Raw genomic sequence first — 13,683 nt, 5'->3', positions numbered from 1 at the left:
CGATGCGCGCTTCGCACTACTCGACGATCGCTGGGTCGACGGCGAAGAAGACGTTCTTGGTCTCGGTGAAGGCGAGCGGCGCGTCGGGCCCGAGCTCGCGCCCGAGCCCCGACTGCTTGAACCCGCCGAAGGGCGTGCTGTAGCGCACCGACGAGTGCGAGTTGACCGAGAGGTTGCCCGACTCGACGGCACGGGCGACGCGGATGCCGCGGCTGAGGTCGCGCGTCCAGATCGAGCCCGACAGGCCGTACTCGGTGGCGTTGGCGAAGCGGATGGCGTCGCCCTCGTCGTCGAACGGGAAGACGGAGACGACGGGTCCGAAGATCTCCTCGCGAGCGGTGCGCGAGTCGCGCGACGGCTCGAGCACCGTGGGCGGGAACCAGAACCCCGGCCCGCTCGGGGCGCTGCCGCGGAACGCGACCTCCGTGTCATCCGGGACGAATCCGGCCACGCGCTCGAGGTGCGCGCGGGCCACGAGGGGACCCATCTCGGTGGTGGCGTCAGCCGGATCGCCGACCTTCACGCCCCGGACGGCCGGCTCGAGCAGCTCCATGAAGCGGTCGTAGGCGCTGCGCTCGACGAGGATGCGGCTGCGGGCGCAGCAGTCCTGCCCCGCGTTCTCGAAGACGCCGTACGGCGCCGTGGCCGCCGCCTGCTCGAGGTCGGCGTCGGCGAACACGATGTTGGCGCTCTTGCCGCCGAGCTCGAGGGTCACGCGCTTCACCTGCGCGGCGCATCCGGCCATGATGCGCTTGCCGACCTCGGTCGAACCCGTGAAGACCACCTTCCGGACCGTCTCGTTCGTGACGAACCGCTCGCCGACGACCGATCCCTTGCCTGCGATCACCTGGAACACGCCCTCGGGCAGGCCCGCCTCGACGCCGAGCTCGGCGAGCCTGAGGCTCGTGAGGGGCGTCCACTCGGCGGGCTTCAGCACCACCGCGTTGCCCGCGGCGAGCGCGGGCGCGAAGCCCCACGACGCGATGGTCATCGGGAAGTTCCACGGCGTGATCACGCCGACCACGCCGAGCGGCTCGTGGAAGGTCACGTCGAGCCCGCCGGCCACGGGGATCTGGCGGCCGGAGAGTCGCTCGGGAGCGCCGGCCGAGTACTCGAGCACGTCGCGCACGTGGCCGGCCTCCCATCGCGCCTGGCCGATCGGGTGGCCGGAGTTCGCGACCTCGATCGCGGCGAGTTCCTCGACGGCTCCGTCGACCGCGTCGGCGAAGCGCCGGAGCAGCCGGGCCCGGTCGGCCGGGGCGAGTCGGGCCCAGTCGCGTTGCGCGCGTGCGGCGCGCTCGATCGCGACATCCGTCTCGTCGATCGTGGCCGACGCGACGGTCGTGACGACGCTCTCGTCGGCCGGGTTGACGATGGTGTGGCTCATGCCATGCTCCTCTCCGCGCGCTGGGCGCGCGCGGCCTCGACGAGTCCGGCGAACAGCCGACGGTCGGCGGCGTCCTCCTCGGGGTGCCACTGCACGGCGAGGCCGAAGGCCGCGCCGTCGAGCTCGACGGCCTCGACGACGCCCTCGTCGGTGCGCGCGGTCACGCGCAGGCCGTCGGCCACCCGATCGATCGCCTGGTGGTGGTACACGTGCACGGGCAGCGTGCCGCGCGGCTCGTCGGCGTCGCCGAGGACCGCGTCGAGCCGGCTGCCGCGCTCGACGATCACCCGAGCCTCGCCGAAGACGGCGGGTGCGGGCTGGTAGCCCTCGTGGCCCACGACGTCGGGCAGGTGCTGCACGAGCGTGCCGCCGAGCGCGACGTTGAGCATCTGGGCGCCGCGGCAGATGCCGAGGAAGGGCACCTCGAGCTCGATCGCCGCGGTGAGCAGCGCATCCTCCCAGGCGTCGCGGTCGGTGCGCGGGGCGCCCGTGCGCTCGTGCGCCTCCTGGCCGTAGCGGCGCGGGTCGACGTCGGCCCCGCCCGAGACGATGAGCCCGTCGACCGACGCGAGGACGCGGCGCGCGACCTCGGGCGTCACCGGCTGCGGCGGCAGCAGCACCGCGATGCCGCCCGCGTCGGTCACCGCGTCGAGGTACACCTTCGGCAGGAACGACGCGGGCAGGTCCCACACGCCGGTCTGCGAGCGCTCGAGGTAGGTCGTCACGCCGATGACGGGCGCCGCGCCATCCGACGCGCGGGAACCCGCCTCAGAAGCGTTCGAAGCCACGGACCCGCTCCCAGTCGGTGACGGCGGCCTCGTACGCGGCGAGCTCGACGCGCGCGTTGTTGAGGTAGTGCTCGACGACCTCGTCGCCGAACGCCGCGCGCGCGATGTCCGACGCCGCGAACAGCTCGGCCGACTCGCGCAGCGTCGCCGGCACTCGCGCGACGTCGCTCTCGTACGCGTTGCCCACGAACACGTCGCCCGGATCGAGCTCGTGGTCGATGCCGTGCAGGCCGGCGGCGATGAGCGCCGCCACCGCGAGGTACTGGTTGACGTCGCCGCCCGGAACCCGGTTCTCGACGCGCATCCCGTGGCCGTGGCCCACGACGCGGAGTGCGCAGGTGCGGTTGTCGAGGCCCCACGCGATCGCCGTCGGCGCGAAGCTGCCGGCGACGTAGCGCTTGTACGAGTTGATGTTCGGCGCCGAGAACAGGGTGAGTTCGCGCATCGCCGCGATCTGCCCGCCGAGGAAGTGCTTGAACAGCGTCGACATGCCGCGCTCGTCGCCGGAGTCGGCGAACACCGCGCTGCCGCCCTCGCCGCGCAGCGAGATGTGGATGTGGCAGCTGTTGCCCTCGCGCTCGTTGAACTTCGCCATGAAGGTGAGCGCCTTGCCGTGCCGGTCGGCGATCTCCTTCGCGCCGTTCTTGTAGATCGAGTGGTTGTCGCACGTGCCGAGCGCGTCGGTGTAGCGGAACGCGATCTCCTGCTGGCCGAGGTTGCACTCGCCCTTCACGCCCTCGCAGTACATGCCGGCGCCGTCCATGGCGTTGCGGATGTCGCGCAGGAGCGGCTCCATGCGGGTCGAGGCGAGCAGCGCGTAGTCGATGTTGTAGTCGCTCGCGGGCGTCAGGTCGCGGTAGCCCTTGCGCCAGGCCTCGCGGTAGGAGTCGTCGAACACGATGAACTCGAGCTCGGTGCCGACGTGGGCGGTGAGGCCGCGCTCGGCGAGCCGTTCGAGCTGGCGCTGCAGGATGCGTCGGGGCGAGGCCTCGACGGGGTTCCCGTCGAGCCACTCGAGGTCGGCGGTCACGAGCGCGGTCGCCTCGAGCCAGGGCGCCATGCGCAGGGTCGAGAGGTCGGGCACGAGCGCCATGTCGCCGTAGCCGCGCTCCCAGCTCGACATCTCGTAGCCGTCGACGGTGTTCATCTCGACGTCGACCGCGAGGAGGTAGTTGCACGCCTCGGCGCCGTGCAGGGCGACCTCCTCGAGGAACAGGCGTGCCGAGGCGCGCTTGCCGACGAGTCGGCCCTGCATGTCGGTGAAGGCCACGATGACCGTGTCGACGTGCCCGTCGGCGACCGCGGAGCGGAGCCCGTCGAGCGTGAGGAAACCGGTGGGTGCCGCCATGTCGGCGCCTCCTCGCGTGGTGAATGGTCGGGTTCGGCGACCATTACACCACGTCGCCCCATTCGCGACCAGCAGTCCCGCGCCCTGTTTCCGCACGAGCGGGATCATGGCCCCCGGAAAAAGGTCTGTACGGGCGACCATTACGCCCATATCATGTGGCGCATCAGCATCGCACCCCGCGCCCGCCCCCCAGAGGCCCGCGCGATGACGAACAGGAGCGCCATGGCGAAAGACACCCTCAAGGTCTCGGGCGTGACGTACACGACCGCCGACCAGGGATACTTCGAGAAACGCAAGCTCACCCGCTCGGCGGGCGTGTGGGGCCTGTGGGGCCTCGCCGTCGCCGCGGTCATCTCCGGCGACTTCTCCGGCTGGAACTTCGGCATCGACTTCGCCGGCTTCGGCGGCATGCTCATCGCCTTCGCGATCCTCGTGGTCATGTACTACGGCCTGATCTTCTCGATCGGCGAGATGTCCTCGGCCATGCCGCACACGGGCGGGGCGTACTCGTTCTCGCGTGCGGCGATGGGCCCGTGGGGCGGGTTCGTGACGGGCCTCGCCGAGACGATCGAGTACGTCGCGACGACCGCGGTCATCGTCTTCTTCTCGGCGTCCTACGCCGACGCGATCACGAGCGAGCTGCTCGGGTTCTCGATGCCCGGATGGCTGTGGTGGATCATCCTCTACGCGGTCTTCATCGGCATCAACGCCGCCGGCGCGAACATCTCGTTCAAGTTCGCGATCGTGGTGTCCATCATCTCGATCGCGATCCTGCTCGTCTTCAGCGTCATGGCGATCTTCTCGGGCCAGTTCTCGTGGGACAAGCTCTTCGACATCGCACCCGATGCCGGCCAGACCGCGTTCCTGCCGCACGGCGTGCTGCCGATCCTCTTCGCGCTGCCGTTCGCGATGTGGTTCTTCCTCGGCATCGAGGAGCTCCCGCTCGCGGCGGAGGAGTCGCACAACCCGGTCAAGGACATCCCGCGGGCCGGCATCATCGCGCGCGCCACCCTGATCGTGACGGGCCTGCTCGTGCTCTTCCTCAACACGGGCGTGCTCGGTGCGGAGGCGACCGGCGTGGCCGGCGAGCCGCTGCTCGACGGGTTCCGCGCGATCGTCGGCGACGAGCTCGCCGCGGTGCTCGCCCTCTTCGCGCTCATCGGGCTGCTCGCCTCGTTGCAGGGCATCATGTTCGCCTACGGCCGCAACATGTACTCGCTCTCGCGCGCCGGCTACTACCCGAAGTTCCTCTCGCTCACCGGAAAGCGGCAGACGCCCTGGGTCGCGCTGGTGGCCGGCGCCGTGATCGGCTTCATCGCGCTCGTGGTCCTCGACGTGCTCGCGCAGGTCGACGCCGAGGGCGCTGGGGCTGTGGCGGGGGCGATCGTGCTCAACATCGCGGTCTGGGGCGCGGTGCTCGCCTACCTGCTGCAGATGGTGGCCTACGTGATCCTCAGGCGGAAGTACCCGAACGCCAGCCGGCCCTACCGCAGCCCGTGGGGCGTGCCCGGCGCGATCATCGCGGCGGCGATCTCGGCGCTCATCTTCCTCGGCTTCCTGCTCAACCCGACCTTCGTCCCGGCGATCATCGCGATCGCGGTCGTCTACGCCGTGATGCTCATCGGTTTCGGCGTCTACGGGCGCAACCACCTCGTGCTCTCGCCCGAGGAGGAGTACGCGGTCTCGGGCGGGCTCCACGGCGATCCGCAGGCCGAGGGCTACGGCGGCAAGGTCGAGGAGGAGATCCTCGCCTCCGACGGCGTCGACGCAACCGACGAGTCGAAGGGCTGAGCACACCATCGGGCGGTGGGACGTGGGGGCGTCCCACCGCGCGATGACGCCATGGCCGGCATCGCGGGATTACGCTGACGTTCGGGGGAGGGGACGCCATGGACCCGAGCGGACCGCGGGCACCGTCGTGGACGGCCGTCGCGCCCGAACCTGCGTACGCGAAGAGCGAGGACGGCTACGTCGCCTACCAGGTGTTCGGCCGCGGCGATCACGACCTCCTGCTCATCGGGAACTGGGCCAGCAACATCGAGGTGATGTGGGAGCACCCGTCGATGGCGCGGTACCTCGACCGCCTGGGCAGGTTCGCGCGCGTCATCTGCTTCGACAAACGGGGCGCCGGCATCTCGGACCCGGTCTCGATGGGGGCCCTGCCGACCCTCGAGCACTGGATGGACGACGCGCGCGTCGTCCTCGAGGCCGCGGGCTCCGAGGGCGCCGCGCTGCTGGGCGACGCGGAGGGCGGCCCGATGGCGATGATGTTCGCCGCGACGTACCCGCAGCGCACGCGCGCCCTCGTCCTGGTGAACACCTTCGCCCGGATGCTGCGCGCCGACGACTATCCGATCGGCATGCCCGAGTCGGTGGCCGAGCGCCTGCTCGTCTCGTGGAAGGAGGGCTGGGCCACCGACGCGGCACTGGGGCTCTCGGCCCCGAGCGTCGCCGACGATCCGCACCTGCAGCGCTGGGCCCGGCATTACATGCGGCTCTCGGCGACCCCGGCCACGGCGGCCCGGATCTACGGCTGGGTGCTCCAGGTCGACGTGCGGTCGGTGCTGCCGAGCATCCAGGTCCCGACGCTCGTGCTCCACAAGGCGGGGAACCGGCATTACCGGACGGCGATGGGGCGCTACCTCGCGGAGCACATCCCCGGCGCGCGGTACGTCGAGGTCGAGGGAGCCGACTGGTACCCGCCGTTCGTCGACGCCGAGGGAGTGCTCGACGAGGTCGAGGAGTTCCTGACCGGGGACCGGCCGGCGCCGCCCGACGACCGCATCCTCGCCACCGTCCTGTTCACCGACATCGTCGGGTCGACCGACTTCGCCGCGCGCGTCGGCGACCAACGCTGGCTCGACCTCAAGTCCGCCCACGACGAACTGGTCCGCGCGCACCTCGACCGGTATCGCGGCAGGGAGATCGCGACGACGGGCGATGGGTTCCTGGCGATCTTCGACGGTCCGGCGCGCGCGGTGCGGTGCGCGACCGAGATCGCCGCGGCGGTCCGCTCGCTCGGGATCGAGATCCGTGCGGGGCTGCACAGCGGCGAGGTGGAGCTCCAGGGCAGCCAGGTCGCCGGCATCGCCGTCCACATCGCGGCACGGGTCATGGCGCTCGCCGTCGGCGGGGAGGTGCTCGTCTCCGGGACGGTCAAGGACCTGGTGGTCGGCTCGGGCATCCGCTTCGCCGACCGCGGGTCGCACGCGCTCAAGGGCGTGCCCGACGAGTGGCGGCTGTTCGCGGTCGGGGGTCTGCCCTAACGCGACGCCGCCGCCGTGCACCGCGCGCACGATTCGTGCGAGCCGGTCGCGCTTCACGCACGAACCGTCCGCCCGCCGGCCGACGCCGCCGCGACCCCCGGCGGTAGGCTCGGAGGAAGATCCGCGCGGTGATCCCGCGCATCCCCGAGGCGATGGAGCCACCCGTGTCGATGACCCGACCACATGACCGCAGCGTCGAGACTCAGCGATCGGAGGACGAGGTGATCTCGCACCAGCAGGGGCCCATGCGCACCGAGACCGATTCGCTCGGCACGGTCGAGGTGCCCGCCGACGCGTACTGGGGCGTGCACACCAAGCGCGCACTCGAGAACTTCCCGATCTCCAAGCGCCCGATCTCGGTGTACCCCGAGCTCGTCGCCGCACTCGCGCAGGTCAAGCAGGCCGCCTCGCGCGCGAACAAGGAGCTCGGCGCCCTCGAGCCGCAGAAGCAGGTCTGGATCGACGAGGCCTGCCAGCGCATCATCGACGGCGAGTTCCACGACCAGTTCGTGGTCGGCGTGATCCAGGGCGGCGCGGGCACGTCGACGAACATGAACGCGAACGAGGTCATCGCCAACGTCGCGCTCGAGATCGCCGGCTACCCCAAGGCGCGCTACGACATCGTCCACCCGATCGACGACGTCAACCGCAGCCAGTCGACCAACGACACCTACCCGACCGCGATCAAGCTCTCGATGACCGCGTCGCTCACCACGATGCTCACCGAGCTCGACCAGCTGCGCATCTCGTTCGGCCGCAAGGGCCGGGAGTTCCACGAGGTCCTCAAGGTCGGCCGCACGCAGTTGCAGGATGCCGTGCCGATGACGCTCGGCCAGGAGTTCCACGGCTACGCCACCACGCTCGGCGAGGACATCGCGCGCCTCCGCGAGACGATCAAGCTCCTCTCCGAGGTCAACCTCGGCGGCACCGCGGTCGGAACCGGCATCACGGCCGACCCGGGTTACGCGGCCGCGGTCGTGCGGCACCTCAGCGAGATCACCGGCCAGCCGTTCGAGACCGCGCCCGACCTCGTCGAGGCCACGAGCGACACCGGCGTCTTCATGACCTTCTCGAGTGCGCTCAAGCGCAGCGCCATCAAGCTCTCGAAGATCTGCAACGACCTCCGCCTGCTCTCGTCGGGGCCGCAGGCCGGCCTCGCCGAGATCAACCTGCCCCCGCGCCAGGCGGGCTCGAGCATCATGCCCGGCAAGGTGAACCCGGTGATCCCCGAGGCCGTGAGCCAGGTGGCCTACGCCGTCGCCGGCGCCGATGTCACGGTCATGATGGCGGCCGAGGGCGGGCAGCTGCAGCTGAACGCGTTCGAGCCGGTCATCGCGCACTCGCTGCTGCAGTCGATCACGTGGATGCGCCAGGCGTGCTGGACCCTGCGCGTCAACTGCGTCGACGGGATCACCGCGAACACCGACCGCCTCGAGGCGCAGGTCGCGTCGAGCGTCGGGGTCATCACCGCGCTCATCCCGTTCATCGGATACACCGAGGCCGCGAAGCTCGCGAAGGTCGCGCTCTCGACGGGGCGCCCGGTGGCCGACCTCGTCGTGGAGTCGGGCCTCATGACCCGCGAGGACGTCACCCGCGAGCTCTCGCCGTCGCGCCTGTCGGGCGTCGCGCCGATCACGCAGGCGATCCGGATCGTCGAGCGCCACGCCGAGCCCGACTGATCCGAGCGGGCGGCGTCGGCTCGCTCAGACCACGCGGCAGTGCGTGGTCAGCGAGCCGATGCCCTCGATCGTGACCGTGACGGTCGAGCCGTCGTGCAGGAACACCTGCGGGTTCCGCGAGTAGCCGGCGCCGCCCGGGCTGCCGGTCGAGATGAGCGTGCCGGGCGGCAGCGTCGCGGTCTTCGAGAGGTACGAGATGATCTCGGCGACGCTGCGCACCATCTCGTTCGTCGAGGCATCCTGCAGGATGCGCCCGTCGACGTTGGTCGTGAGCCACAGGTCCTGCGGGTCGGCGACCTCGTCGGCCGTGACGACGACCGGGCCGGTGGGCGTGAACCCGTCGAACGACTTGCACCGCGACCACTGGGCCTCGCTGAACTGGATGTCGCGGGCCGTGATGTCGTTGACGACCGTGTAGCCCCACACGTAGTCGAGGGCGTCGCGCACGGGCACGTCCTTCGCGGGGCGGCCGATGATGACGCCCAACTCGGCCTCGTAGTCGACCTGGGTGGCGACGTCGCCGGCCCAGGTCGTGGTCATGCCGTGCCCGGAGAGCGAGTTGGGCCAGAGCGAGAAGATCGTCATGGCCGACTCGGAGCGCAGCTTCAGCTCGGAGGCGTGCGCGGCGTAGTTGGCGCCGATCGCGAGCACCTGCGCCGGCCGGAGCACCGCCGAGGAGTGCCGCAGCGTGGCGACCGGCGTCGCGGGCGTGCCGTTCGCGACCGCCGTATCGACGGCGGCGCGCACGTCGCCGAGCGCATCGGCGCCGCGCTCGATGAGGCACTGCAGGTCGGCGGGCGCATCGCCCATGACCTGGTCGAGGAAGATCGCGTTCTCGCCGATCACCGCCGCGAGTCGTGGGGTCGTCTGGCCTTCGACTCGGAGGTGTGCGAACTTCACCCGTCTAGGCTATCGGGCGCACCGCGCCGGTCGCTGTGCGCGGCGTACAACGAAACCGGCGGAACGCTCCCCACGGGCGACAAGGCGGCGGGTGGTCAGGCGGATGCCGCGGCGCGCCACAGGTGCATCGACGCGTAGCTGCGCCACGGTGCCCAGGCCTCGCCGCGCGCGGCGAGCGCCCTCGCCTCGCCCGGGAGCCCCAGCCGCACCGCGCCGTTGCGGAGCGCGAGGTCGGAGACGAGCAGTTCGTCGGGCTCGCGGGTCACGCGCATCGCCAGGTAGCCGGCGGTCCACGGCCCGATGCCGGGCACCGCGAGCAGGTCGGCCCGGAGTTCCGTGCGCTCCCGCTCGGGTGCCACGAGGAGCTCGCCCGCGGCGAGCCGCGTGCACACGTCGACGATCGTCCGGATGCGCGACGCCGGCCCGCGCAGCACGGCGTGGCCCTGCGCGGCGATCGCCTCGGGAGTGGGGAAGAGCGTGCGGGTGCGTCCGTCGAACTCGACCCGGTCGCCGAGCGCGTCGGCCAGCCGCGTCAGCGATGTGCGCGCGGATGCCACGGACACCTGCTGCCCGACGAGCGCGCGGACCACGAGCTCGTGCGGGTCGAGCGTCCCGGGCATGCGGATGCCCGGGACGGCGGCGACGGAAGGCGCCAGGACGGGGTCGGCGGCGAGCGCGGCGTCGATCGCGACGGCGTCGGCGTCGAGGTCGAAGAGCCGACGGACGCGCGCCACGAGCGGCGCGAGGTCGGCGAGGCTCGCCAGGCGCGCCTCGACGTCGAGCGCGGGGGAGTCGGGTGCCGCCGCGAGGCGCACGAGCGCCGGGCCGGTCGGCAGCGCGAGCGTGCGCTCGTAATGGCCGGGTCGGGCCTCTTCGACGCCCGGGAGCGCGCGGTCGGCGAGCCAGGCGAACACGCCCGCCGCGTCGAACGGGGGTCGCGCCGGCAGGCGAAGCCGCACGACGCCGGCGTCGGGCGCGCCCACCGCGGGCGGCTCGGCCGCTCGCGCCGACCGGGTTCGCGACGTCGCGCGCAGCTCGAGGGGGCTGCGCTCGTACACGGCGCGGATGGTGTCGTTGAACTGGCGGATGCTGCCGAAGCCCGACGCGAACGCGACGTCGGAGACGCGCATCGAGGTCGAGGTGAGCAGCGCCCGGGCGGTCTGCGCGCGGTGCGCGCGGGCGAGCGCGAGCGGACCGGCGCCGAGCTCGGAGGCGAGTACGCGGGTGAGGTGGCGGGGCGTGTAGCCGAGGCGTCCGGCCAGGCCGGGCACGCCCTCGCGCTCGACCACGCCGTCGGCGATGAGCCGCATGGCGCGGGCCGCGAGGTCGTCGTCGAGGTCCCACTCGGGCGAGCCGGGCACGGCGTCGGGCAGGCAGCGCTTGCACGCGCGCAGGCCCGCCTCGTGCGCCGCGGCGGCCGTGCGGTAGAAGGTCACGTTCGTCGGCTTCGGCGGAGCGGCCGGGCAGCTCGGGCGGCAGTAGATGCCCGTCGAGTGCACGCCAGTGATGAACTGCCCGTCGAAGCGGGCGTCGCGCGCGAGCATCGCGCGGTAGCGTTCGGCGAAGGCCGGGTCGGCGAGCGGGTCGGCGGTCGTGGTCACGCGTCCAGCGTCGCATGCGCCGACGACGAGCGGTAGCGGGAATCGGACATGGCTGCGCGGGTACGCTGGCGGCATGACCCATGACGCCGTCGGCCAGCTCAGCTCCCTCCTCGGCGACCGGGTCGTCGTCGACGGACCGGTGATCGACGCCGTCCGCGAGGACCGGTCGGGCTGGCGGAGCGCGCACCCGCCGCTCGCGGTCGTGCACGCGACATCCGTCGCCGACGTGCAGGCGGTCATGCGCGTCGCGAGCGCGACCGGAACGCCGGTCGTCCCGCGCGGCACGGGCACCGGGCTCGCGGGCGGGGCGATCTCGAGCGACGGCTCGATCGTGCTCGACCTCTCGCGCATGGACCGCATCCGCGAGCTGTCCGAGGTCGACGAGCTCGCCGTCGTCGAGGCCGGCGTGCTCAACGGCGACCTCGACCGCGCGGCACGCGAGCGCGGGCTCTGGTTCGCCCCCGATCCCGCGAGCCGCGCCATCTCCTCGATCGGCGGCAACATCGCGACGAACGCCGGCGGACTGCTGTGCGCGAAGTACGGCGTCACCCGCGAGTCGGTGCTCGGACTCGCCGCGGTGCTCGCCGACGGCACGCTGCTGCGCACCGGGCACCGCACCGTCAAGGGCGTGACGGGCTACGACCTGACGGCGCTCCTGACCGGGTCGGAGGGCACGCTCGCGGTCATCGTCGAGGCGACCGTGCGCCTGCGTCCGCTCGTGCGCGGCGACACCCACACCGTGGCCGCCGCATTCCCCGACGTGGAGGCCGCGGGCGCTGCGGTCGGCGGCGTCGCGGCCGCGCGCATCCGCCCCGCGCTGCTCGAGCTCATCGACCCGGTCGGCCTGGCCAGGGTGACCGAGCACCTCGGCGCCGCGGCGCTCGCCGGCACGCCACTGGCCGACTTCGCGCCGGGCGAGACCTTCCTCCTCGCCCAGTGCGACGCGGGCGACGCCGCCCACGAGGCCAGGGCGATCGCGCGCGTCTTCGAGGCCGCGGGGGGTCGCGTGACCCGGTCGACGGATGCCGCGACGGGCGAGCGCCTGCTCGACATCCGTCGCGCCATGCACCCGGCGCTCGCGGCGCGCGGCAACGTGCTCATCGAGGACGTGGCCGTGCCGCGGTCGCGACTGCCCGAGATGTTCCGGGCGATCGCCGAGATCGGCGCCCGCTACGGCGTTGAGATCCCCACCCTCGCGCACGCCGGCGACGGCAACCTGCACCCGAACTTCGTGTTCGAGGGCGACGAGGTGCCCGAGCGCATCTGGGCCGCGGCCGACGAGCTGTTCCGCACGGGCGTGCGGCTCGGCGGCACGCTGACGGGCGAGCACGGCGTGGGGCTGCTCAAGCGGAGGTGGCTCGCCGAGGAGGTGGGCGACGCCTCGGTCGACCTGCAACGGCGCATCAAGCAGGTGTTCGATCCGCGCGGCATCCTCAACCCGGGCGTGATGTTCGATCCCGCGGGGCGCGGCGGCGATGACGCCGGCGCTCGCTAGGCTGCGGGCGTGAGCCTCACGCCGCCGCCCGCCCCCGGACCCCAGTCGCACGTGCCCGCATGGCAGCCGGCCGCGCCGCCCCGCCGCGGCGTCGGGGCCGGCTGGGTCGTGGCGTTCGCGATCGCGCTGCTCGTCGGCCTCCTCGTGCTCGGCTACCTGGCGGTCTCGCTCGGCGTCTCGGTCGTGGCGACCGGAACGCTGCTCGCCCTGGTGCCGCTCGCGATCGTGCTGCTCGCGGTGCGCTGGGTCGACCGATGGGAGCCCGAGCCGCGCTGGGCCCTCTGGTTCGCCTTCCTGTGGGGCGCAGCCGTCTCGGTCGCCGTCGCCCTGGTCGTCGACCTCGGGGTGCAGCTGTTCAGCGCGCTCACGAGCCCGCAGGGCGTGACCGGCAGCGAGGTGATGGGCGCCGTCGTGCAGGCGCCGATCGTCGAAGAGCTCGCGAAGGGCGTCGGCGTGCTGCTGATCTACGCGTTCTCGCGCTCGCACTTCGACGGCCCGGTCGACGGGCTCGTCTACGCGGCTACGGTGGCGGCCGGGTTCGCGTTCACCGAGAACATCCTCTACTTCGGCGTCGCACTCATCGAGGGCGGGGCGGGCGAGCTCGGCATGACCTTCCTCCTGCGCGGCATCTTCTCGCCGTTCGCGCACGTGCTCTTCACGGCGTGCACCGGCATCGCGATCGGCATCGCCGCCCGGAGGGGCGGCGGAGCCGGCGTGATCGGCTGGTTCCTGCTCGGCCTGGCGGCCGCCATCCTGCTCCACGCGTTCTGGAACGGCTCGCTCGCCTTCGCCGACGCGTTCGCGCTCTACTTCACCGTGCAGGTGCCGATCTTCATCGCCGCGATCGTCGTGACGCTCCTGCTGCGCCGCGAGGAACAGCGCGTCACCCGGACCCGGCTGGCCGAGTACGCCGCCGCCGGATGGTTCAACCCCGACGAGGTCGAAGGGCTCTCGTCGCCGTCGGGCCGGCGCGCCGCGCTCGAGTGGGCGCGCGCGCAGCGGCCTCCTCGCACGGCCGAGGTGAAGCGGTTCATCGCGGATGCCACGCGCCTGGCGTTCACGCGGAACGCGCTCGCGACCGGTCGCGCCGACGTGCGGCGCTTCGAGGACGAGCGCGTGCTGCTCGACGCGGTCGCGCGCGACCGGCGCGCGATCTCGGCCTGATCCGACGCTCGGGCGAGCGCGCGCGCCGGTCTATGCTTGCGGCATCCGGAATCGA

At 72.3% G+C, this 13,683-nt stretch carries 10 protein-coding genes; 5 read left to right on the top strand and 5 right to left on the bottom strand.

Translation table 11 applies throughout. The features are described from left to right. Positions 1-16 precede the first annotated feature (16 nt). Genes ACZ4TW_RS00680 through ACZ4TW_RS00670 form a run of 3 tightly spaced genes read right to left on the bottom strand, consistent with a single transcriptional unit; the run spans position 17 to position 3,523 of the window. Entirely contained in the window at positions 17-1,387 is a 1,371-nt protein-coding gene (locus ACZ4TW_RS00680; RefSeq protein WP_465539172.1) for an aldehyde dehydrogenase family protein, read from the bottom strand. Then, positions 1,384-2,175 (bottom strand): gamma-glutamyl-gamma-aminobutyrate hydrolase family protein, encoded by a 792-nt coding sequence (locus ACZ4TW_RS00675; protein ID WP_465539170.1) that lies wholly within the window; start codon positions 2,173-2,175, stop codon positions 1,384-1,386. The genes ACZ4TW_RS00680 and ACZ4TW_RS00675 overlap by 4 nt, the downstream gene beginning before the upstream one ends. Beyond that, positions 2,156-3,523 carry a glutamine synthetase family protein gene (locus ACZ4TW_RS00670; RefSeq protein WP_465539168.1) on the bottom strand — a complete coding sequence of 456 codons (1,368 nt, stop codon included), beginning with the start codon at positions 3,521-3,523 and terminating at the stop codon, positions 2,156-2,158. Before ACZ4TW_RS00670 ends, ACZ4TW_RS00675 begins: the two co-directional genes overlap by 20 nt. A 222-nt stretch (positions 3,524-3,745) precedes the next feature. On the opposite strand from ACZ4TW_RS00670, the gene ACZ4TW_RS00665 reads away from it, so the two are divergent. The 3 genes from ACZ4TW_RS00665 (at position 3,746) to ACZ4TW_RS00655 (ending at position 8,468) form a co-directional block, all read left to right on the top strand. Next, complete coding sequence (locus ACZ4TW_RS00665) at positions 3,746-5,314, top strand: amino acid permease (RefSeq protein ID WP_465539165.1); 1,569 nt, start codon at positions 3,746-3,748, stop codon at positions 5,312-5,314. Between the two features lie 98 nt (positions 5,315-5,412). Further along, complete coding sequence (locus ACZ4TW_RS00660; protein WP_465539164.1) at positions 5,413-6,789, top strand: adenylate/guanylate cyclase domain-containing protein; 1,377 nt, start codon at positions 5,413-5,415, stop codon at positions 6,787-6,789. Between the two features lie 245 nt (positions 6,790-7,034). Then, on the top strand, positions 7,035-8,468 hold the full coding sequence (locus ACZ4TW_RS00655; protein WP_465540231.1) for an aspartate ammonia-lyase: 1,434 nt from the start codon (positions 7,035-7,037) through the stop codon (positions 8,466-8,468). Between the two features lie 24 nt (positions 8,469-8,492). Here ACZ4TW_RS00655 and ACZ4TW_RS00650 read toward each other — a convergent pair whose 3' ends face one another. After that, positions 8,493-9,368, bottom strand: a complete 876-nt coding sequence (locus ACZ4TW_RS00650; RefSeq protein WP_465539162.1) for a fumarylacetoacetate hydrolase family protein — start codon at positions 9,366-9,368, stop codon at positions 8,493-8,495. Positions 9,369-9,463: 95 nt separating this feature from the next. Next, positions 9,464-10,912 carry an AlkA N-terminal domain-containing protein gene (locus ACZ4TW_RS00645; RefSeq protein ID WP_465540228.1) on the bottom strand — a complete coding sequence of 483 codons (1,449 nt, stop codon included), beginning with the start codon at positions 10,910-10,912 and terminating at the stop codon, positions 9,464-9,466. Between the two features lie 130 nt (positions 10,913-11,042). Between ACZ4TW_RS00645 and ACZ4TW_RS00640 the strand changes: the two genes are divergently transcribed. Both ACZ4TW_RS00640 and ACZ4TW_RS00635 read left to right on the top strand, forming a co-directional pair. Beyond that, positions 11,043-12,464 (top strand): FAD-binding oxidoreductase, encoded by a 1,422-nt coding sequence (locus ACZ4TW_RS00640; protein ID WP_465539159.1) that lies wholly within the window; start codon positions 11,043-11,045, stop codon positions 12,462-12,464. Positions 12,465-12,473: 9 nt separating this feature from the next. Next, complete coding sequence (locus ACZ4TW_RS00635) at positions 12,474-13,628, top strand: PrsW family intramembrane metalloprotease (RefSeq protein WP_465539158.1); 1,155 nt, start codon at positions 12,474-12,476, stop codon at positions 13,626-13,628. Positions 13,629-13,683: the final 55 nt, after the last annotated feature.

It is taken from the genome of Agromyces sp. NPDC029043 (genome assembly GCF_055564615.1).
Note: the sequence above shows the minus strand (reverse complement) of the source record. Positions and strands in the feature narration are given on the sequence as shown.

Excerpts from the sequence above, each read along its gene's own strand:
- ACZ4TW_RS00640 (WP_465539159.1), top strand. The coding sequence starts at position 11,043 with ATGACCCATGACGCCGTCGGCCAGCTCAGCTCCCTCCTCGGCGACCGG.
- ACZ4TW_RS00655 (WP_465540231.1), top strand. The coding sequence starts at position 7,035 with ATGCGCACCGAGACCGATTCGCTCGGCACGGTCGAGGTGCCCGCCGAC.
- ACZ4TW_RS00680 (WP_465539172.1), bottom strand. The coding sequence starts at position 1,387 with ATGAGCCACACCATCGTCAACCCGGCCGACGAGAGCGTCGTCACGACC.
- ACZ4TW_RS00660 (WP_465539164.1), top strand. The coding sequence starts at position 5,413 with ATGGACCCGAGCGGACCGCGGGCACCGTCGTGGACGGCCGTCGCGCCC.
- ACZ4TW_RS00665 (WP_465539165.1), top strand. The coding sequence starts at position 3,746 with ATGGCGAAAGACACCCTCAAGGTCTCGGGCGTGACGTACACGACCGCC.
- ACZ4TW_RS00670 (WP_465539168.1), bottom strand. The coding sequence starts at position 3,523 with ATGGCGGCACCCACCGGTTTCCTCACGCTCGACGGGCTCCGCTCCGCG.
- ACZ4TW_RS00645 (WP_465540228.1), bottom strand. The coding sequence starts at position 10,912 with ATGCTCGCGCGCGACGCCCGCTTCGACGGGCAGTTCATCACTGGCGTG.